The 19,810-nt window shown below is 58.1% G+C and carries 19 protein-coding genes; 13 read left to right on the top strand and 6 right to left on the bottom strand.

Translation table 11 applies throughout. The features are described from left to right. Positions 1-4: 4 nt before the first annotated feature. From S7S_RS17155 to S7S_RS17140, 4 genes are all read right to left on the bottom strand, one after another. Positions 5-583, bottom strand: coding sequence for a methyltransferase family protein (locus S7S_RS17155; protein ID WP_008732963.1), 579 nt, complete (start codon positions 581-583; stop codon positions 5-7). 111 nt (positions 584-694) lie between these two features. Then, the gene (locus tag S7S_RS17150) at positions 695-2,197 is read right to left on the bottom strand and encodes a YifB family Mg chelatase-like AAA ATPase (RefSeq protein WP_008732965.1); all 1,503 of its coding nucleotides are present in this window, start codon (positions 2,195-2,197) and stop codon (positions 695-697) included. Between the two features lie 102 nt (positions 2,198-2,299). Next, a complete protein-coding gene (locus S7S_RS17145; RefSeq protein ID WP_041026028.1) occupies positions 2,300-4,039 on the bottom strand; it encodes an ankyrin repeat domain-containing protein in 1,740 nt (579 codons plus the stop codon). Further along, a complete protein-coding gene (locus tag S7S_RS17140; RefSeq protein ID WP_008732969.1) occupies positions 4,039-4,287 on the bottom strand; it encodes an accessory factor UbiK family protein in 249 nt (82 codons plus the stop codon). The genes S7S_RS17145 and S7S_RS17140 overlap by 1 nt, the downstream gene beginning before the upstream one ends. Before the next feature lie 321 nt (positions 4,288-4,608). Between S7S_RS17140 and glnK the strand changes: the two genes are divergently transcribed. After that, the gene (glnK, locus tag S7S_RS17135; protein WP_008732971.1) at positions 4,609-4,947 is read left to right on the top strand and encodes a P-II family nitrogen regulator; all 339 of its coding nucleotides are present in this window, start codon (positions 4,609-4,611) and stop codon (positions 4,945-4,947) included. A gap of 62 nt (positions 4,948-5,009) precedes the next feature. Further along, positions 5,010-6,269 (top strand): ammonium transporter, encoded by a 1,260-nt coding sequence (locus S7S_RS17130; RefSeq protein ID WP_008732972.1) that lies wholly within the window; start codon positions 5,010-5,012, stop codon positions 6,267-6,269. Positions 6,270-6,536: 267 nt separating this feature from the next. On the opposite strand, the gene S7S_RS17125 is transcribed toward S7S_RS17130, so the two are convergent. Then, positions 6,537-7,244 (bottom strand): START domain-containing protein, encoded by a 708-nt coding sequence (locus S7S_RS17125; RefSeq protein ID WP_008732973.1) that lies wholly within the window; start codon positions 7,242-7,244, stop codon positions 6,537-6,539. 251 nt (positions 7,245-7,495) lie between these two features. On the opposite strand from S7S_RS17125, the gene S7S_RS17120 reads away from it, so the two are divergent. The 10 genes from S7S_RS17120 (at position 7,496) to S7S_RS17080 (ending at position 17,785) form a co-directional block, all read left to right on the top strand. After that, positions 7,496-8,452, top strand: a complete 957-nt coding sequence (locus tag S7S_RS17120; RefSeq protein WP_035202873.1) for an alpha/beta fold hydrolase — start codon at positions 7,496-7,498, stop codon at positions 8,450-8,452. After that, positions 8,449-9,381 (top strand): metal-dependent hydrolase, encoded by a 933-nt coding sequence (locus tag S7S_RS17115; protein WP_008732975.1) that lies wholly within the window; start codon positions 8,449-8,451, stop codon positions 9,379-9,381. The genes S7S_RS17120 and S7S_RS17115 overlap by 4 nt, the downstream gene beginning before the upstream one ends. 178 nt (positions 9,382-9,559) lie before the next feature. Further along, positions 9,560-10,321, top strand: a complete 762-nt coding sequence (locus S7S_RS19735; RefSeq protein WP_144401697.1) for a hypothetical protein — start codon at positions 9,560-9,562, stop codon at positions 10,319-10,321. Between the two features lie 180 nt (positions 10,322-10,501). Next, positions 10,502-12,340: a DUF4209 domain-containing protein gene (locus tag S7S_RS17110; protein ID WP_238582913.1), complete on the top strand. Its 1,839-nt coding sequence runs from the start codon at positions 10,502-10,504 to the stop codon at positions 12,338-12,340. A 385-nt stretch (positions 12,341-12,725) separates the two neighbouring features. After that, a complete protein-coding gene (locus S7S_RS17105; RefSeq protein WP_008732980.1) occupies positions 12,726-12,968 on the top strand; it encodes a type II toxin-antitoxin system Phd/YefM family antitoxin in 243 nt (80 codons plus the stop codon). Next, entirely contained in the window at positions 12,965-13,228 is a 264-nt protein-coding gene (locus tag S7S_RS17100; RefSeq protein WP_008732982.1) for a Txe/YoeB family addiction module toxin, read from the top strand. Before S7S_RS17105 ends, S7S_RS17100 begins: the two co-directional genes overlap by 4 nt. A 94-nt stretch (positions 13,229-13,322) precedes the next feature. Continuing rightward, positions 13,323-14,648 (top strand): hypothetical protein, encoded by a 1,326-nt coding sequence (locus S7S_RS19725; RefSeq protein ID WP_144401696.1) that lies wholly within the window; start codon positions 13,323-13,325, stop codon positions 14,646-14,648. Between the two features lie 475 nt (positions 14,649-15,123). Then, positions 15,124-15,825 (top strand): hypothetical protein, encoded by a 702-nt coding sequence (locus S7S_RS17095; protein ID WP_008732985.1) that lies wholly within the window; start codon positions 15,124-15,126, stop codon positions 15,823-15,825. A gap of 326 nt (positions 15,826-16,151) precedes the next feature. Beyond that, entirely contained in the window at positions 16,152-16,916 is a 765-nt protein-coding gene (locus S7S_RS17085; RefSeq protein WP_008732990.1) for an SDR family oxidoreductase, read from the top strand. Positions 16,917-16,927: 11 nt separating this feature from the next. Next, positions 16,928-17,785, top strand: a complete 858-nt coding sequence (locus S7S_RS17080; RefSeq protein ID WP_008732992.1) for a bifunctional transcriptional activator/DNA repair enzyme AdaA — start codon at positions 16,928-16,930, stop codon at positions 17,783-17,785. Positions 17,786-17,881: 96 nt separating this feature from the next. Here the strand turns inward: S7S_RS17080 and S7S_RS17075 are convergent, their stop codons facing one another. Continuing rightward, positions 17,882-19,171, bottom strand: a complete 1,290-nt coding sequence (locus S7S_RS17075) for a flavin monoamine oxidase family protein (RefSeq protein ID WP_008732993.1) — start codon at positions 19,169-19,171, stop codon at positions 17,882-17,884. Between the two features lie 69 nt (positions 19,172-19,240). Here S7S_RS17075 and S7S_RS18980 point away from each other — a divergent pair, with 69 nt between their 5' ends. Continuing rightward, positions 19,241-19,804 (top strand): TetR/AcrR family transcriptional regulator, encoded by a 564-nt coding sequence (locus S7S_RS18980; RefSeq protein ID WP_008732994.1) that lies wholly within the window; start codon positions 19,241-19,243, stop codon positions 19,802-19,804. Positions 19,805-19,810: the final 6 nt, after the last annotated feature.

Genomic DNA, 19,810 nt, shown 5'->3' with positions numbered 1-19,810 from the left:
CTGGTCAGAATGAATCATGCCGGCGGCTGATGCGCGGCAGCAGCGCGCCGGTACGGCTCATGTACTCCAGGTAACGGTGGCCGAACCGCTCCAGCATGCGCTGCTCGTCGCGCGGCATGCGCAGCAGATACACCGCCAGGAACGTCAGCGCCGCCGCCGGCCCGGCGAGCCAGTTCTGCAGCAGCAGGATCTGCGCCAGTGCCCACAGCAGCATGGCGGTATACATCGGATGGCGCAGGTGGCGGTACACACCGTGCGCGACCATTTCCCGGCCGCCGCTGTGATGCAGAAAATCCCCCTGCGCACGCCAGAACAGCCACAAAGCCGTGGTGCCCAGCGCCAGCCCGAGCCAGGCCACCGGATTGCTGAAGGACAGGTCGGCGAACTCCAGCCAGGGCACCAGCACGTCCACGACCGGCATCGCCAGCATGGTGATGCAGGTCAGGCCCAGCAGCAGCCAGCCTTCGGTGTCGAGCGCACGCCCGCTGGTGGCATGGCGATGCGGCCAGCGCAGCAGGGCGCAGGCGAAGATCATCAGCACCAGGATCAGCTCAGCAGTGTTCTCGGTCATCAGTGTCGGCATGGGGATAGTGGTGATTACAGTCAGATTGCCAGTATTCCTTGACGTCTTTATGAACGCCGTGACCCCGTTCAGGTTCCAGGCGCGGCAGTATGCCACGCCGTGCGTGTGGCTTCAGTGTTCCCGCCGCCCGGCGGTCTCGCCGGCCCGATAGCCCAGCGCCTCGGCCAGTGCTTCCTCCGCAACGTGTTCGCTGCCGGCCAGGTCGGCGATGGTGCGGGCCACCCGCAACATGCGGTGCAATGCCCGGGCCGAGAGGCCGAGCCGGGCCACGGCCTGTTCCAGCCAGCGCTGGTGCTGCGCCAGCACGGGCGCCAGCGCCTTGCCGGCAAGCCGGTGGTTCAGGTGGCCCTGCCGGCTGAGCTGCCGCTCCCGCGCGGCCTGTACACGCTGGCGGACGGCCGCGCTGGTTTCCCCCGGCGGCTGACGTGTCAATTCCATCGGGGACAGCGCGCTGACCGGCACATGCAGATCGATCCGGTCCAGCAACGGGCCGGACAGCTTCTGCTGGTAGCGGCGCGCCTTCTCGCACACATAGCCGCAGCCGCGCTGCGGGTCGCCCAGCCAGCCGCAGGGGCAGGGGTTCATCGCCGCGATCAGCTGAAACCGGGCCGGGAAACTCGCCTGGCTGTTGGCGCGGGCAATGTGCACCTCGCCGCTTTCCAGCGGTTCGCGCAGCACTTCCAGTACGCGCCGTTCGAACTCCGGCATCTCATCCAGAAACAGTACCCCGTGGTGTGCCAGCGATACCTCACCCGGCCGGGGTTGGCTGCCGCCGCCGGCCAGGGCCACGGCCGAGGCGGTGTGATGCGGCGCCCGGTAGGGTGGCAGCCGGAAGCTGTTCACCGGCCGGGGACGCTGCAGCGAGTGAATCGCGGCCACCGTCAGCGCCTGCTGTTCGTCCAGCGGCGGCAACAGCCCCGGCAAACGTTGAGCGAGCATGCTCTTGCCACTGCCTGGCGGGCCGCGCAACAGCAGCGAATGGGCACCGGCGGCGGCAATTTCCAGCGCACGCCGGGCCTGCGCCTGGCCGCGCACGTCGGACAGACACAGGCCATCTTCCGACAGCCCGGCGCAGGGGGGCGGCGCGGTGTCCGGTAGCAGCTCAAGGGCGCGCAGGTGGGCGCAGACCGTCAGCAGGGACGTGGCGCCCCGCACGCAGCCTTTGCCCAGTGCCGCCTCGGCGGCGTTGCCGGCGGGCAGGATCAGCTCACGCCCGGCGTCCCGTGCGGCCAGGGCCGCCGGCAGCACGCCGCTGCCGGGACGCAGGGTGCCGCTGAGGGCCAGTTCACCGAGGAATTCGAGCCGCTCCGGCGCGTCGATCTTGAGCTGGCCGCTGGCGTTGAGAATGCCGAGCGCGATCGGCAGGTCAAAGCGGCCGCCGTTTTTCGGCAGGTCGGCCGGTGCAAGGTTCACCGTGATGCGTCGCTGCGGAAACTCGAAGCCGCTGTTGAGCAGTGCCGAGCGCACCCGCTCGCGGCTTTCGCGGACCGCCGCCTCCGGCAGGCCGACAATGGAAAATGCCGGCAGGCCGCCGGACAGATGGGTTTCCACCTGGACGGCGGGGGCATCGATGCCCAGTTGGGCGCGGGTATGCAGTAAGGATGTGGTGCTCACGGCGACTCCTGGTGCAAAAGGAGTGTTCAGTCTAGTGAGCGGGCCGGGCGATGCTGTGCGCCGATGACATGGATGCAGGTAAGCCGATGCCGACGCGTGTTGTCAGCGCTGGCGCAAGGCCAGCCACATGGCCAGTGCCGACAGCAGCGTGGCGCAGGCGCCGGTCAGCCACAGCGGCTGGTCGCCAGTGGCAACACAGGGTGCGCACTCATAAAACAGCGAGGCGGAAACTCCCAGCGTCACGGCCAGCCCGGCGGCCAGCCCCAGCGTCAGGCGCGCCAGCGGCCGGTGGTGGTGCAGCTGCCGGGCGGCGAGCGCGAAGTACAGCAGCAGCGCCGGGCCGAAGGCGAGCAGGTAGAAGGCAGCCGGCGCCTCGTTCAGGGCAGGCAGTGCAGCGCCGGCGTCGTCGCGCCGGTAGTAGCAGGCCAGGTCACAGCCGCTGTGATTGACTGCACGGGTATCCGCGCCATGGGCCAGCAACAGCTGCACCAGGTTCGTGTGGCCGTCGCGGGCGGCCAGCATGGCGGCGGTGTTGCCATGGGCATCGCGGGCATTGATGTCCACGCCGTCGAGCAGCAGCCATTCCACCAGTGTCGGCTGGTGGCCGCCGCTGGCGAGGTAGTGAACCAGCCAGGGCGCGAGCTGGTGGCGTCCGGGCAGGTGCTCGGCCAGAAGCTGGATCAGCGGCAGGCGCTCGGTGGCCAGTGCCAGGCGCATCAGCGTGGCCGGGTCGGCCGGTGGCGTGCCGGCGTCCAGCAGCCGGCGGGTCAGGGCCAGGTCGCCGCTGTCCACTGCGAAGGTCAACAGCGCCTCGCTGGCCGGTTGTCCGGCGGCGGGCAGGGCGTGGGCGATCAGCCAGTCCGCCTGTGGGCCGAGGCCGGCGCGGGTCAGTGTCGGCAGGTGCGTCGGGGCGGCGTCGGCAAGACGGCGGGCGAGGCTATCCGGTTCGGCACTGCTTTGGTGCAGGCGGTCCAGGCTTGTTGCGGGCAGGCCGGTGTGCAGGCCCTGCTCGATCTGCCGGAACGCCGCGTCCGCAGGCAGGCGCCAGTCGGGCAGGTAGCCTGACAGCAGAGCGGTCTTGGCGGGCGCCCGGGCGGCCAGGACGCGTTCGCGCAGGCCGGATTGTGTGGCGCTCGCGCCGGCCTCCAGCAACAGCTGAAACGGCACCAGATTGCCGGCGCCCTCGGCGGCGTACCACAGCGGCGTGCGGCCGGCGGCGTCGCGCAGGTCCGGGTCGGTGCCGGTGTCCAGGATCAGCGCGGTGATGCGTCCATCGTGCTCGCTCACGGCCAGGTGCAGGGGTGTCAGGCCTGCGTTGTCCGGCTGTGCGGCGTCCGCGCCCCGGGCCAGCAACAGCAGAGCACCGTCGCGATAGAGATTGATCTCGCCCCGGCCTTCACCGAGCAGCATCAGTGCGGCGTGCAGCGGGGTACGTTCGAGCTGGTCGGTATCGTTCGGATCCAGGCCATGGGCCAGCAGCAGGTCCACCAGTGCTGCGGCACGGGTGTCGTCCGGGGCGTGGCCACAGCGGAACAGCCGCTGCAGGGCCTGCGCGCCGCGTGCATCGCGCCGGGACGGGTCAGCGCCGGCGTCCAGCAGTGTCGGCACCAGTGCCGGCGCACTGCACAGCGCGTGATCAAGCAGCGTACGGCCGCTGGCATCGGGGGCATTGATGTCGGGCAGGGCGGTGAGCTGGTGCTGCAGCTCGTCAGCGGTAATGCTCGGCAGCCAGGGCACCAGCTCGTCGGGGATCAGTGCGCGTGCCGGCGTCCCCAGCAGACACAGCATCGCCATCGCGGTGCACAGCGCCCGCCGGAACATGCCTGTGAATGGTGCAGTCATCAGGAATGGCTGGCGCGCTCCAGTGCGCTGACCTCGCGTTCCAGGGCTTCCAGCTTCTGGCGGGTGCGGGCCAGCACCTGTTGTTGCAGGTCGAATTCTTCGCGGCTGACCAGATCCAGGCGGCTGACTGCCTCGCGCAGCACCGCCTGGACGTTGCGCTCGACTTCCTCGCGCAGATCGCCCAGTCCGGCCGGCAGACGGCGGCTCACTTCCGCAACGATCCGGTCAATCAGGGGCAGGTCATTCATGGGTCAAAGCCTGATATTGTGGGAGCGCCATGGTAGCCCTGATAAGGTGTCGGAGCCACCACGGCCGGGTTTGCAGGATGCATGCACCATTTTGGGGAGAGCGCGAAACCAGTGCGCTATAATGGCCCGACGGTCCCGGGCATCTGCTCGGGATTTTTGTTTAACCCTCTGTTTTTGCGAACGATTTCAAAATAGGCATGGATCGTGCAATCGCAAGTGCAGTAGCTGAGCCTCGTGCTCATCGCTGACTAGGATGAGGCATCGCCTCAATCGGGGAACGGAAGGTGCCGCCAGACGCGGCGCAAGCCACAGGAGACTGACATGAAACTCGTCACAGCCATTATCAAGCCCTTCAAGCTTGACGACGTGCGCGAGGCGCTGTCCGAGATCGGGGTGCAAGGCATTACGGTGACCGAAGTAAAAGGCTTCGGGCGCCAGAAAGGCCACACCGAGCTGTATCGCGGCGCTGAGTACGTAGTCGACTTTCTGCCGAAGGTGAAGATCGAAGTTGCCATCGCTGATGGTGCTCTGGATCAGGTCATCGAGGCGATCTCGAAAGCGGCCAACACCGGCAAGATCGGTGACGGCAAAATCTTCGTCACCGAATTGCTGCAAGCGATCCGGATTCGTACTGGGGAGACTGGCGAAGACGCGGTCTGATTTATCGTCAACAACGATCCATGCCTAAAGTTGACTGACGCATCCATTCGGAGGGTTGCATCGTGGAAAACCAAATTTATGAACTTCAGTTCGCCATGGACACCTTTTATTTTCTGGTGTGTGGCGCGCTGGTAATGTGGATGGCCGCCGGCTTTTCCATGCTGGAAGCCGGCCTCGTCCGCGCAAAGAACACCACTGAAATTCTGACCAAGAACGTGGCGCTGTTTGCCATTGCCTGCATCATGTATCTGGTTTGCGGTTACGCGATCATGTATGACGGCTCGTTCTTCCTCAGCGGCATCGCCGACTTTGATCTGACCAGCATGCTGGCGGATTCTGCCGAAGCAGGTTTCGACGGTGATTCCGTCTACGCGTCTGCTTCTGACTTTTTCTTCCAGGTGGTGTTTGTTGCCACGGCGATGTCCATCGTCTCCGGTTCGGTTGCCGAGCGCATGAAACTGTGGGCGTTCCTGATCTTCGCCGTGGTCATGACGGGCTTTATCTACCCGATGGAAGGTTCCTGGACCTGGAACGGTGCGGACGTATTCGGCATGTTCAACCTGGGTGACCTGGGCTTCAGCGACTTCGCCGGTTCCGGCATCGTTCACCTTGCTGGTGCCTCTGCTGCGCTGGCCGGTGTGCTGCTGCTGGGTGCACGTAAAGGCAAATACGGCGCCAACGGCGAAGTGAATGCCATCCCGGGTGCCAACCTGCCGCTGGCGACCCTGGGTACCTTCATCCTGTGGATGGGCTGGTTCGGCTTCAACGGCGGTTCCGTACTGAAACTGTCCGATGGCGCCAGCGCCAATGCCGTGGCCATGGTGTTCCTGAATACCAACGCCGCTGCTGCCGGTGGTGCTGTGGCCGCGCTGGTCCTGTCGCGCATCCTGTTCGGCAAGGCTGACCTGACCATGCTGCTCAACGGCGCACTGGCTGGCCTGGTGGCGATCACCGCCGAGCCGTCCACCCCGACCGCGCTGCAGGCTACCCTGTTCGGCATGGCCGGTGGTCTGCTGGTAGTGTTCAGCATCCTGGCGCTGGACAAACTGAAGATCGACGATCCGGTCGGTGCCATTTCCGTACACGGCACCTGCGGTATCCTCGGCCTGCTGCTGGTACCGCTGACCAACGGCGACGCCAGCTTCGTTGGCCAGATCGTCGGCGGCCTGACCATCTTCGTCTGGGTGTTCGTCTGCTCCCTGATCGTCTGGGCGATCCTGAAAGCTGTGATGGGTATCCGGGTCTCCGAGGAAGACGAATACACCGGTATGGATATCGCAGATTGCGGTATGGAAGCCTACCCGGAGTTTGTCAACAAATAAGCCATGCAGTTACTGGCTTGACTAAAATGGGCGCCGAAAGGCGCCCATCAGGCTGCTGACAAACCTCGGCAGCCATTCTTCTACTAAAAAATTATCCACCCAGGGCAAAGAGTCGCTGTTTTTCTGGTGATAGCCTCCACTTGCATAGCCATAGGGCTGCAACCTGGAATGCGACCACCCACTTTTATATCGCCTCGAAGAGGTGATTCATAAAAACAGGGGTTTGTCCTCAGTCTGATGGGCGCCGAAAGGCGCCCATTTTTTTATTCAGCGTTGTGACGTCACTGGTGGTTGTTCAGGCAGACGCATCTCTCCCGCATCCGGCAACATAAACGGCAACTCTTCCACCGAACTGATGTGATATTTCTCGTTCTCCATCTGTTCCTTCATGCCGCGCAATGTAGTCAGCGGCGCGCGAGTGGAAACAAAATTCGCCAGCCAGGCCGGGATGGATCCACCGGGATCGACAAACGTCTGGAAGGTGATCCGCGTCCAGCCATCCGGCAACGGCTCAAGACGGAAGATATTGTCCAGCGCAGGCAGGCGCACATACCCGTCCTGCGGCGGCAGCACCTGGTCGGTGGCCCTGGAGTAGACGGTGATGGCGAGTGTTGCCGGGTCCTGCTCCAGCCGGCTGTGCACGATTACATCGCGGTCCGACACCGGCCAGATGCCCTTGATCATGATGCGCGCATGTTCCTTGCCCCAGGCCTCGCGCATTTCCGCCGCATGGCACTGAAACACCCAGGCCGGGAAATTCGGAATATCACTGAGCACCGCCAGCGCCGTCAGCATCGGGTAAGGCACTTCTACCTGACCCCGGAACGCCTTGATCGGATTGCCTTCCACCGGGCGGACCCAGGTGCTCACCTCGCCCCGCGCATCCGCCTGCCGAATGGACTCCCAGCCGTCATTGGCGGCGGCGGTGAGGCTCAACATCAACAGCAGAGCGGGTAGTAACAGGTGCCTGGACATACGGGTTCCCTCCTTTGGAAAGCCCGCAGCATAGCGAGCCGGCCCGCCGTATGGCGAAAATGGGACGCTTGTGCACTCAATTGGCCTGCAATGACTGGGACGGCAGCAATTGGCCGTGGCGACAATATCATGCTGCCAATATTTACATTGATCAATGGCGCGGTTTTGACTGTAATTCAATGGCGGCCCGCCTTCACGTGCCGGGCAGCCTTTCACAACGCGACGCTGATCGCCGCAAACAGGACACACCGATGACCCCTCAACGCTACCGCGTGCAATCCGGAGACATCAGCCTGCAGGTATACACCTGGGGCGACCGCCGCCACCCGGCGCTGGTGCTGGTGCACGGCTACCCGGACAACCATCGCGTGTGGGCCGCCGTGGCCGAACGCCTCGCTGCACGTTATTTCGTCATCGCCTACGACGTGCGCGGCGCCGGCGAATCCGACGCGCCGGTGGGCCGCGACAACTATCGTATGCCGCTGCTGTCGGCGGACCTGCAGGCCGTGGTGGACGCCCTGATCCCCGGCAAAGCCTTCCATCTGGCCGCGCACGACTGGGGCTCGATCCAGAGCTGGGAATCCGTCACCACCGAGCCGCTGAAATCCCGCATCCTCTCCTACACGACCATTTCCGGCCCGTGCCTGGATCACATGGGCTACTGGATGCGCAAACGTATCCTGAGCCGCTCCTTCGCGCACCAGCGCCAGGTGCTCAAGCAAACCGTCAGCTCCTGGTACATCTGGTTCTTCCAGGCGCCGTTCGCGCCGGAACTGCTGTGGCGTGCCGTGGCCGGCCGCTTCTGGCCCCTGTACCTGGCAAAACGCGAAGGCGTGCACGAAGCCGAGCCGAACCCGACACAAACCCGTGACGGCGAAAAAGGCGTGTGGCTGTACCGCGCCAACTTCATCAACAAACTGACGCGCCCGGAAGCGCGCCCTGCGGCCTGCCCGGTGCAACTGATCGTGCCCACCCGCGATAACTACGTGGGCACCATGCTGTTCGACGACCTGCATGAGTGGGTGCCGGAACTGTTCCGCCGCGACATGGATGCCACCCACTGGGTGCCGCTGAGCCACACCGACAAAGTGGCCGGCGCCATCGACGAATTTGTGGCCGCCGTAGAGCGCAGTGATCACGCCAGCACGCTGGCGGCACTGCGCGTTCACGGCAATAACAACACCGACAGACAGGCCTTCGCGTCATGAAATATCAGGAAAAGTACGCACAACAAAAAAATCCACTCAAAGCACGGCGCGTGGAATTCGATCTTTCCAACTCGCCCCTGCACTGGATACCGGGTGACCCGGTCGCCAGTCATCTGATCAACGGCATTAATCTTGTATTGCCCGCCGGGGAATTATGGTTCTGTCGCGTCTACAACAAGGCTCTGCCGTTTGTCACCGACGACACGCTGCGCGAAGAAGTGGAAGGCTTCATCCGCCAGGAAGCCAGCCACGCCATGGCGCATCGCAAGGGTGAGAAATGGCTTCAGGAACATGGCCTGGATACGGATGCCGTGCGTGAACGTGCCGACTGGCTGTTCGTTCAATTCCTCGGTGAAGCGCCATTCGGCCAGCCGTGGTTGCAACGTCGCAGCCTGGAAAAAACCTGGCTGGTGGCCCGCGTTGGCCTGATCGCCGCCATCGAACACTTCACCGGCCTGCTGGGCGACTGGTGTATGAACAGCAAGGGCTGGGACAGCGCAGACCCGGTGGTGGCCGACCTGTTCCGCTGGCATCTGGCGGAAGAAGTGGAGCACCGCACCGTGGCGTATGACCTGTTCGAACACCTGTGCCGCACCCAACTTGGCTTCTACATCAGCCGCCAGGCCCTGATGGCCATCGTGTTCCCGTTGTTCCTGTATATCGTCACCGAAAGCGGCCGTAGTCTGGCCCGCCAGGACCCGGACCCGCAGAGCCAGAAAATGGCGCGCAAGACCGTGTTGCGGATGTTGTGGGAGCTGCAGCGCATTGGTAAGCGTTCGGATACGGTGCCGACGTTCACCTTCCTGCTGGACCGGACGGTGCGGTGGGCGTCGCCGAAGTTTCATCCGATTACGGAAGGGGATACGCAGCAGGCGTTGGCGTATATTGCGCGGTCGCCGGCGGCAAGGGCTGGGGGTGTGATTCACTGATAATCGTTGAGGGGGCATAGGTGGCCCCCTCCTCTTTTCCGCAGAAGCAGACGTCTTGGCTGCCTTATGCCGGGTGCAGACATCCTCCGTAAGAGGCCCGGATAGCTTCCAGGCTTACCGTTGCCCTGACAGTGTCATTCTCCGATAGTACGCTTAATATCATCATCGCGCCGATGCCATGCCGACAGTATTTGTCGGGCTTGCAGGTTATCGTGATGTGTTGCGCACTGTTGGGGGAATCATGGTTGATAAGAAAGAAGCGCTTTACCGTCTCGCTCAAAAGAGAAAATCTGGTTGTTGGGATAACTATCTGCCAATTTCCAGCTTTCATGACGGAATCTATGAATGTGATCATGTTTCCCCGTATACGAAAAGTGCAGGAAACCTGGATGCAGATGTCTTCTTGATGCTGCAGGACTGGAGCTCTGAGGATGCCTTGAATGGGCCGATATGCCGGGATTCCGTAGAATATGGCCATACCCTGTCAAAATTCACCAATGTGAATCTGAAGTGTCTTCTACAGCGGCATTTCGAACTGCCGATGCACCAGGCCTATGGAACCAATCTCTTTCCGTTTATCAAGAGAGGGCCAATGAATGGGAAAATACCCAGAAAGGATATGATGCGTGCCGCCATCGAGTATGCTCTGCCGCAGATTGAGATAGTTGGTCCCAGAATCGTCATTTGCTTCGGGTTGGCTACTTTTAATGCCCTGCGTTCTGCTGTTGGAGCGCTATATCCAGATAAAGAAATAACTAGAGTGTCTTCAGTGGCTAAAGGTATCGAGTCTCCGTTTGCGATTGGCGATACATCGGTATGGCTTCAAGCTCACACTGGCAGGTTGGGTCAAAACAACCGAAATAAGGGGGGTATTAATCGGGTTGAAGATGATTGGAGCAGGATGGCAAATGATTATTCAAGAATAGCGAAAATAGATTGATGCGCCAGGGATGAAAAGTATGGCGCCTTAATGAATTCATGATAAAGAAAAAAATACCAATGTGATGATGCTGTTGGTAGGTGACAGAAAAATGAGTATTGCAAAATTCGTGTCTGTGCGAGTAGAAATTCAGGGAAAGAAAAAGTATCTTGTGCTAGGGATGAATAGCTGACTTCAAGCGTGAAGAAGAATATGGAAAATTCGTCAGAGTTAAATCGAGATATACTTACAGAATGCAATTGGAGCTACGACGTCCCTTTAGATGACCGTTACGGTTACTCTTCGATTATGAGTTGTCTACAAAAGCATTCGAAAGAAATGTTAGAGCGGGGGAGGGCGGTGCACTCCAGAGCTCTTGATCTCTTGGCCCAATCTGCCTCAATGATGCTAGAGGCAAGCAGTATCAATGAACCATTCAAAGCCTACTTTCAAGACTTTCGGGCGGGGCGGCGCTCTGCGCTGCCTGATGACTTTGCCGAAGAAGAGTTAATATTCTTTGAGGATATTGTCAATGAGATCAGCGAGCCTTTACTGAAAGCAAGGCTCGCTGATTTGCTGTGGTTGTTAAGAAAACCTAAGAATCCAGAACATGCAAAAATAGCAATAGATTCTTACATTTCCCAGCCGATTGATGATGAAGCATGGCTTCGTGGTTTAAACGATTGCTGGGAGCGTGCAGCGCGGCTGTGTCTGCAGACCAGAGATTTTGATCGTTTGGAGAAAATCAAGGCCAGACTGTTCTCAGCCTTCTGTTCTGAGTGTCCTAGAACCAAGTTCATGTCGCTGTGGTTAGCGGACCTATTGGATAAGCTTAAAATTGATAATGATTTTAAAGAAGATATAGCGTCATCGCTCGGTGAGAAGGCCAGTGACCTAAAGAAAAATGGTGATTTTCATGCTGCCAGATCGTACTTTGAGTTGGCTGCTAAGAAGTATAGGCAGTGCTCTGATGACAATGGATGGCTGGAGTCGCTTGTAGCGATAGCGCAGTGTTTCGAGCTGGAGGCCGACTCTCGATCTAGCGGGAGTAATATGGTTGCGAACTCCTTCTATGAAAACGCAATACAATCCTATCGAAAAATTCCCACTAAACACCGAGAGGTGTATGGCGTCGAAGAGAGAATTAGAGTAATTCGAGACAAAATAGCGGTTTCAGGGAAAGCGTCCTTAGAAGAAATGGGGTTTGTAAGCACACCGGGAATTGACATCTCAGACATGGTAGAGCAATCCATTGAGCACGTCTCTGGAAAACAGAGTGCCGAAGAGGCGCTAATGTATTTCACGGGTCTATTTGGTGGGCCAGAATACGAAAAGCATAGCGAAAGCGCGAAAGAAATTTTGAAGAAAAGCTTTCTTAGCAGCTTGTTTGGCTCTAGTCACATGAGTAGCGACGGGCGTGTTATCGCAAAAACTCCGGCAATGAATTTGAGGGCGGGTGAAGATGATCCTGCCAACCAAGCCGCGCTCCATAGGCAAGTTCAGCAACAATTTTCTATTGAAATTCAGATTGTTGTTGAAGGTCAGATAATGCCGGCGTTGAGGCAATTACTTATGGAGCATAGATTCACAAAAGAGATTATGGTTGCTGCTTGCCATTACTCACCCATAGTTCCTCAAGGTCGAGAGAGTATGTTGGGGCACGCGCTATGGCTTGGTTTTGAGTACGAATTCGGTCTTGCTATTCACTTGCTTTGTCCGCAGGTCGAGCATATTGTTCGATCACAATTAAAGGGAATTGGGGCTCATACAAGCAATATTGATAAGGAAGGAATAGAAAATGAGAATGGTTTGAGCTCCCTGATGGAGTTGCCAGAAGCGCTTAATTTATACGGTAAAGATTTAGTCTTTGAGATGAAAAGTGTTTTTACAGATTCTCTCGGATTTAATTTGCGAAATGAGGTGGCTCATGGGCTGCTGGATGATGATAGTTCACTATCAATACAGTCTGTCTACGCATGGTGGATGGTTCTTAGGCTAGTGATGCGCTCAATTATGATTGGAAGCCCTAATAGGCAATAAGTATCTCAATACGAATAACCAGAGAATGCATGATAAAACACAGGACATGCAGAGCGCCGGGCAAAGCTGGCGGTAAATCAAGCGGTGCAAGTCCGCTATTCAGTAGGAGGGTAGCGCCTCGCTGAAGCTCCGAGTCATGGGCCGCTGCCCGTAAGGTTAGACAACGGAATTCCGGGACACGCATGAATAGTCGGCTTAGCTAGATATCGCGGTGATGTGATTTTGATGGCGCCTGAAATTATAAATATATGCGTGTCCCGGATTGGTTCACTGGCTCATACCCCGCAGAGCTGGCGTCTAACGTGTGGCCATACAAACGTTCGCCTTGACGTACGTACCTGGAGGCGTACACTTGGTGAAAATTTGAACACACAAGAGGTGTGTCATGACCGGCATCACAGCAACTGAGGCGCGCAGCAACCTTTATCGGTTGATTGACGAGGCCGCCGAGTCTCACCAACCAATCGTCATCATGGGTAAGCGAAACAAAGCCGTTCTGGTTTCCGAGGAAGACTGGTCTGCAATTCAGGAGACACTTTACCTGCTCTCCGTTCCAGGTATGCGGGAGTCTATTCGTGAGGGGATGGATACCCCCGTGGATGAATGTGATGAGGAGCTGGGCTGGTGACATGGAAGTTGGTTTACACCACGCAAACCCAGAAAGATGCAAAGAAGTTGGCTTCCAGCGGCCTTAAACCAAAAGCTCAGGCACTTTTGGCGTTGATAGCGGAAGATCCATATCGCAAGCCGCCTCCGTTTGAGAAGCTCATTGGTGATCTTGCGGGGGCCTATTCTCGCCGTATCAATATTCAGCATCGTCTGGTCTACCAAGTGCTAGAGGGCGAGCAAGTGGTGAAAGTCCTCAGGCTCTGGAGCCACTACGAGTAAAGCATAGCCTGCCGCTGTTGCCGGACAATTCTTCAACCGCTTCGCGGCTCCAAAATTGCCGTAAAGCTTCGCGCTACTTTTTTCTGGAGATAATGTGAGTAGGCTGGCGATAAACCTTTTGATAGATTCGGGGTTGGTTACAGCTTCCGGAAAACCGGTAAGTCTATCCGACCTACCGAATGATGAGGTCTCTGCTCGAATTTCTCAGTATATAAATGGTAGAGCTCAAACCATTAATGGTGAGTTGGATTCATTTGATCCTTCCAGTGGTCTTAACGCGCTTTTTGGATCTGAGTCCACGGAAGCAACAGAGACAAAAATTCTACCATCAGCTTTGGTTTATCAATCGATTATTATTGATGACCCTTTGGTCTCCGCAAGCTCAACCATTAGTTTGGCAACCATTGAAGAAGGCGTTAGGCTATTTTGTGCGTATTTTCATCTTATTAAATTGGATTTCGTCAAGGTAATACCGCTTTCGTTGTTTAATAGGCCGAGCGATGAAGTTCCGTTACTACATTCAGACGATGCGTTTAGGTCCAGTATTCCGGATGATTTGCATGACTTCATTCATAGTCGTGCTCGTCTAAAATCTGTAGTTCGAGATCTAAGTGGCAGGATGCTGGTCTTGAATGAAGGCGCATCGGAAAAACGTAGGCCAGCTTTGAATGTTGGGTTCAGCGGAGATTTCTGGAAAAAAGGCGTTCAGCTCTATCTTTTCCAAACAATCGAGAAGGTTGGTGAGATTGATGGAGGGATTCGGTGTAAACGGGTGTGGGAGCCAGAGGAATGCTTGGATGAAGAAAAATTCGATCAGTGGGCCTATCAAACGATCAATCAGGCTATGCGGGTTAGACTGAAAAATATATATAATGAAACGAGGCTTGCTGGAAAATTGGGTCACACTTACGTCACAGAATCTGAATTCGAATCTGAGCTTTTAAGCCGATCCGGAACTGAGAACGTTTCCTCATCAAACAGGCCTTGTAAATTTTTTGACGCTAATAAAGCGCTGATCAGTGTAGATGGCCCTGAGACGATCATTGAATTGCGCGAAAGATACCCTGCTGCCTTAGAAAGATTTAATTCATCTGTTCTGTATGCAGTGGAGCATCTGAAAGATGTTGAGCCAGAGAACTTTGAAACAAAAGCTCAGCTATACTTCACCAATGAAATCCTGCCGCAGATAGATGAACTGAGAAATAACGCTCGAACTATTGCCCGATCAGCTGCGAAAGGAGCGCTGGTCTCATTAGGCGGAATAACGACTGCGATGCTCTCGGGTTCGGCTCTGCCACTTATTCCATCACTTATGGTTGCTGCAGCGGGAGGCGCTTCTGAAACTCTGGATTCAGTGGGCCGACATCAGGACTTCAAGAAAACTCCAGTCTATATATGGCATCGAATAACCAAAACATAACCAGTGCAGGCACGGCGACGCCCTTTCCATCGTACCTTCGGCTTCATTCCAAGGGCGCGTACTGCAGGTGTTGTCAATGAATAGCTCTGTTTATACTCGGAACAAGGCAGGACACGCACGAGTATTTGATAGTGGGATAGCACATGCTGATGTGGTGGCGGTCTTGATGGCGATAGGTTGATGGATGTCCAGATTGCTGCTTCCAAGGCAGGCTTTACTTTATAAGTGAATACAGATTATTAGTAGCCAGGTTCTCATAGAGGTCAGGCTTGAACGGGCGTCCATTCCCTGCTTCAATGATTATCCATTTTGCCCGGATATAGTCCGGCATCTCTCCCCCAGAGTTTTCACATCAACAGATACCTTGCTGTCCGCGTGGACCGCACGGCCTCGGTATTCCATTCTCAACATCCGCTATTGGCTGTCTGGTCGAGGAAGGGCTAGTATCACGCTGAATTCCGGTGGGAATGCAGGCATGGATCAGAAAAACTTCGAAACGTTAGCCGTCATCGGTGAGGCGTACTCCGCAAAAGAAGGCTATGCGCTTTTCGGCAGGTATTGCTTGCATAAAGAAGCTGGGCTGAATAAGGCAGCGATCTCGGCGATCAGGGAATTTGTGGTGCATGCTCGTGGCAAGCCGGTCAGCGCACAAAGAGAGGTCGCTCTGGAGCTGGTGCAGCTTGGCTATTCAAACCAGCGCGCTCACCAGCTTCTGCCTCATCCTCTGCGTGAGTACCTGAAAGAGGTATTCCAGCAATGGTCCGAGGAAGCTCCGGAAAGCGCCACACCATTGAAATGGCTGGGGTATGCATCCAGGGATGTGCGGTTTCACCACAAGGCGCTAGCAATTGATCCGGATGATCCTGTTTGTATCATCGAAGTTGCAACGTCGTGCTTGAACTATGTTTATTACCAGGCCCATCATCTTTCCGAGTCTTTCTTTATTGGCGATCCTGATGAGTCGAGAAAGACACTGGCCAAAGTTGATGAGTGGCTGGCAAGGCTGCCACCTTCCCCCAAGAAGGAAGCACTGCAATCGGAGGTCGCCTACTTCAATCATCTGGTGGGGTGCTGGGAGGAATATACTGGCCAGGATGCAAAGGAAACCTTCCCGCAATGGTGTGCTGATCGAGAGAAAGACATCAGGTTTTCTTCTGTCTATTACTATGAAAAATAGGTTCTTCTGGTACTGCATGCCCAGCCGCAGACTGTACTCTTTATGTCGCTTGCCATGAACAATGGCTTCGTGGCGGATAAATGTATGCTCATTAGATTCAACCTCGTCCTGATCATGGATGCGCTGGTGGCAACCAGTTTCGTATCAACGTCCCCTGGAATGGGCAATGGCGGAGCGTTTCTGGCTGCTATGGTAGGGATGGCTCTTGCCCCACCGCCAGACCAATACAGCAAGATTCGGGTCGAGTAACGGGCCAGCGGCCTCTTAAGCTGACATCTCCAGCGGGGATATGCCCCGCCAGAAGCAAGGCTGAAGGGGTGGTAAATATGAGTTCGCTTGAGAACAAGGTGGCTATCGTGACCGGCGCCAGTTCAGGGATTGGTCATGCGACGGCCCGGCTTTTTGCCCAGGAAGGGGCGGCGGTAGTCGTGGCCGCAAGAAGAGAGCCTGAGCTTGCAGCACTGGTGGATGCCATTCATGCGGCAGGCGGGCAAGCCCTGGCCGTGGCGGGGGACGTGGGGGATGAAGGGTTTGCCCGGACACTGGTGGAACAGACACTGGCGCGCTTTGGCCGGCTGGATGTCGCCTTTAACAACGCCGGTATACTGGGTGCGATGGGTCCGGTGCCGGAGATGACGCTGGCCGACTGGAACCAGGTGATCGCAACGAACCTGAGCAGCGCGTTTCTGGCGGCCAAGTATCAGTTGCCGGCCATGCTGGCAGGCGGTGGTGGTTCGCTGATTTTTACTTCCACCTTTGTGGGCTATACGGCGGGCATGCCAGGCACGGCGGCATACGCCGCCAGCAAGGCCGGCCTCATTGGTCTGATGAAGGTGCTTGCGGTGGAATATGGGCGCGAGAACATTCGGGTGAACGCGCTGTTGCCCGGTGGCACGGATACCGATGCGGCCAGGGAGTTTGCGAGTACGCCGGAGGCGCTGGCATTTGTCGCCGGTCTGCACGCCATGAAACGTATCGCGACGCCGGAAGAGATCGCCCGGTCAGCGCTGTATCTCGCTTCTGACGCCTCCAGTTTCACTACTGGCACTGCGCTGTTGGTGGACGGTGGTGTTTCCATCAACCGCGTCTGAGGGTGTGCACCATGTCTGACTATGCCCGCATTGAAAAGGCGATGACGTATATGTCAGAGCGCGTCTCTGGACAGCCGACGCTGGAAGAGGTGGCGGCCCATGTTCATCTCAGTCCGTTTCATTTCCAGCGGCTTTTTTGCCGGTGGGCAGGCACCACACCGAAGCGATTTCTGCAGGCGATGACGCTGGAGCGCGGAAAGCGATTGCTGGACGAGGCGCAGGCGTTGCTGGATGTCTCGCACAGTATTGGGCTGAGTGGCAGCTCACGCCTGTACGATCACTTCGTTCAGCTGGAAGCGGTGACACCTGGCGAATACAAGAGCAAAGGTCTGGGTGTCAGTATCCAGTACGGATTCCATCAGACGCCGCTGGGCCGGATGTTTGTCGCGGTGACGCCGCGTGGTATCTGCCGACTGGGGTTTGTGGATTATGCCGAGACAGAGGAGCCACTTGCTGAATTGCGCGAAGAGTGGCCGTTGGGCACTTTGACAAGAAGCGACGCCTCAACCCGTTACGTCATTGATGCGCTGTTCAGCAAGCCGTCAGGCCCGCAGCGCGGACCGTTGTCACTGCATGTGGTGGGCACCAACTTTCAGGTGGCGGTATGGCGCGCATTGTTGCGTATTCCGCCGGGCAGGTTGGCCAGCTATTCTCAGATTGCCAGCACACTGGGTTATCCCAGGGCGTCAAGAGCCGTGGGTAATGCGGTGGGCGCCAATCCGGTTGCGCTACTGATTCCGTGTCACCGTGTGATCCAGAAGAGTGGCGCGCTGGGCGGCTATCGCTGGGGTGGCGCAAAGAAGCAGATGGTCCAGACCTGGGAGCAGGTGCATTGTGAGTCGGAGCAACATTTTGGAGCGGGCAAGTAAAGATTCTGGAAGGGTTCTCTGATTCCAGGTTTTTTGAAGCCAGTGCCTGTCTGGTCCAGGCACTCATATGGTATGTAGAAAATTTTGTGTTGCGGCTCATCCCGCCGCTAATACCTCGGCAGCCGCCCGCTCACCCGCCCGTACCGCGCCTTCGAAGTATCCCCGGAATTGTGTCGCTGATTCAGTGCCGGCCCAGTGCACCCGGCCGGTTGCTTCTGTGCCAACGTCAGCGAGGGCGGCGCTGGTTCCCGGTTTTGACCAGGCGGTATAGCCGCCCAATACAAATCTGTCCTCGTGCCACGATTTCTCGTGAAAGCTGACGGGCGCGCGGGCGCGTTCGCCAAAATGTGTGGCGAGTGTGTGGAGGACAGTCTCGCGCCGGGTGGTGGTATCAAGGTTGCTCAAGGTGCGAGCTGCCTGACCGGGCACCAGTGTGCACAGATGACCGGGGCCGCCAGGCGGCGAGATATCGGCGGCGGTGGCCACCAGGCTGTCGAGGGCGAGCAGTTCGCCGCTCAGGCCGTCAGTGCGCCAGAAGGGGGTGTCGTAGACGATGACAGCCTTGTAGATGGTGCCCATGAAAGTATCGCGTTGTAGCTGTGCCCGGCCTGCCGGCAACGGCGGTTCGTGGCGGATGCGCTCTGCCACGGGTGGTGCGGTGGCGACTATGACGTGCCGTGCCCGGATCGCGCCGTGTGGTGTGTGTACCGTTACACCCTGTGCATCACGCAGGAGGGCTGTCACGGATTGATTGAGCGAAACAGCAGGGCCCAGCGTTTCAGCAATGGCTGCCGCGAGCCCGCCGGCGCCACCGGAGAGCAGTGACTCCTGAGCGCCACCCTTGAAGCTCAGCATTTCCAGCAGACCCCCGGAGGCATTGAGCGCATCGGCCACCGCCTGTACTGAAATCCGTTCTGGATCTGTCGCGGTGAGGGTGGCAGTAACGATGTCGATCAACCGTCTGGCGCGGGATGGGGAGATGCCGGCCAGCCAGTCGGCCAGCGTCCGGTCATCGCGTACACCCAGGCCAGTGCGCGCCATGATCGCCAGCCAGATCAGGGACATCAGTGCGGAGAGTGTGGCGGGGGACAGGCGCGACAGGTTCTGCTGTCCATCACGTATCAGCATTTTGCCGCGGGTATGGGAAGGAAACAGGGTCATCCCGAATTCCTGCGCCAGGGCCTGCATGCGGACATGATGGTGCCCGATCCACTGGCCACCCAGGTCGACGGGCGTGCCGGCCGCCGAAGATTCTGTCATGGCTCGCCCACCGACCCGGTCGGCAGCCTCCAGTACCCGCACCGACAGGCCGCTGCGCTGCAGTGTGCGGGCCGCCACCAGCCCGGAAAAGCCTGCACCGATAACGGCCACATCGACGTCGTCCATTCCTGCTTTCCTCTGAAATGCTGACAACAATTGTTTTAAAACACATGTTGCATAACATATACTGTTCCCATGCCTCGTCAAGTAGATCATCACAATCGCCGCGAACTTATTGAGCGCGCGGTCCTGGATATTGCGACCGAATGCGGGTTTGCAGCGGTGACCATCCGTGCCGTGGCGGACCACATTGGCGCGTCCACATCGGCTGTCACGCACTATGTTGGCGGGCGCGAAGAACTGCTGCGCAACGCCGTCCGGCGGGAAATCGACAAGCGCCGTCAGGAGGGTGTGCAGGCCATGCAGGGTCTGGATGATCGGGCGGCGTTGCGTGCCCTGATCGAATGGGCCGTCCTCGGCCCCGATGCACGCACCCACCAGCTCTGGCTTGCACTGGTGCTGGGTGCGGCGACGGACCCAGCGCTGCGGGCCGAGCTTGACCGTTTCAATGAGTGGTGGAGCGCGCAGTTGCGTGACCGCGTCGCACGCGTTTGTCCTGACGATCCTGTTGGCGCTGCCGACGTACTCGATGTGTTCGTCGATGGCCTGATCCTGACCGGGTTTGATGCAGGCCAACCCTGGCCGATGGAGCGCCGTGCCCGCCTGTTACAAACAGTCTGGCGTGCGCTCGGGCTGTGATGGCGT

This window comes from Isoalcanivorax pacificus W11-5 (assembly GCF_000299335.2).
GTDB lineage: Bacteria > Pseudomonadota > Gammaproteobacteria > Pseudomonadales > Alcanivoracaceae > Isoalcanivorax > Isoalcanivorax pacificus.
Note: the sequence above shows the minus strand (reverse complement) of the source record. Positions and strands in the feature narration are given on the sequence as shown.

Bases quoted from the DNA above. Each gene is read 5' to 3' on its own strand.
- S7S_RS17095 (WP_008732985.1), top strand. From the start codon at position 15,124: ATGGATCAGAAAAACTTCGAAACGTTAGCCGTCATCGGTGAGGCGTAC.
- S7S_RS17075 (WP_008732993.1), bottom strand. From the start codon at position 19,171: ATGGACGACGTCGATGTGGCCGTTATCGGTGCAGGCTTTTCCGGGCTG.
- S7S_RS17140 (WP_008732969.1), bottom strand. From the start codon at position 4,287: ATGAATGACCTGCCCCTGATTGACCGGATCGTTGCGGAAGTGAGCCGC.
- S7S_RS18980 (WP_008732994.1), top strand. From the start codon at position 19,241: ATGCCTCGTCAAGTAGATCATCACAATCGCCGCGAACTTATTGAGCGC.
- S7S_RS17105 (WP_008732980.1), top strand. From the start codon at position 12,726: ATGACCGGCATCACAGCAACTGAGGCGCGCAGCAACCTTTATCGGTTG.
- S7S_RS17115 (WP_008732975.1), top strand. From the start codon at position 8,449: ATGAAATATCAGGAAAAGTACGCACAACAAAAAAATCCACTCAAAGCA.
- S7S_RS17080 (WP_008732992.1), top strand. From the start codon at position 16,928: ATGTCTGACTATGCCCGCATTGAAAAGGCGATGACGTATATGTCAGAG.
- glnK (WP_008732971.1), top strand. From the start codon at position 4,609: ATGAAACTCGTCACAGCCATTATCAAGCCCTTCAAGCTTGACGACGTG.
- S7S_RS17155 (WP_008732963.1), bottom strand. From the start codon at position 583: ATGCCGACACTGATGACCGAGAACACTGCTGAGCTGATCCTGGTGCTG.
- S7S_RS19735 (WP_144401697.1), top strand. From the start codon at position 9,560: ATGCCGACAGTATTTGTCGGGCTTGCAGGTTATCGTGATGTGTTGCGC.
- S7S_RS17145 (WP_041026028.1), bottom strand. From the start codon at position 4,039: ATGACTGCACCATTCACAGGCATGTTCCGGCGGGCGCTGTGCACCGCG.
- S7S_RS17125 (WP_008732973.1), bottom strand. From the start codon at position 7,244: ATGTCCAGGCACCTGTTACTACCCGCTCTGCTGTTGATGTTGAGCCTC.
- S7S_RS17120 (WP_035202873.1), top strand. From the start codon at position 7,496: ATGACCCCTCAACGCTACCGCGTGCAATCCGGAGACATCAGCCTGCAG.
- S7S_RS17085 (WP_008732990.1), top strand. From the start codon at position 16,152: ATGAGTTCGCTTGAGAACAAGGTGGCTATCGTGACCGGCGCCAGTTCA.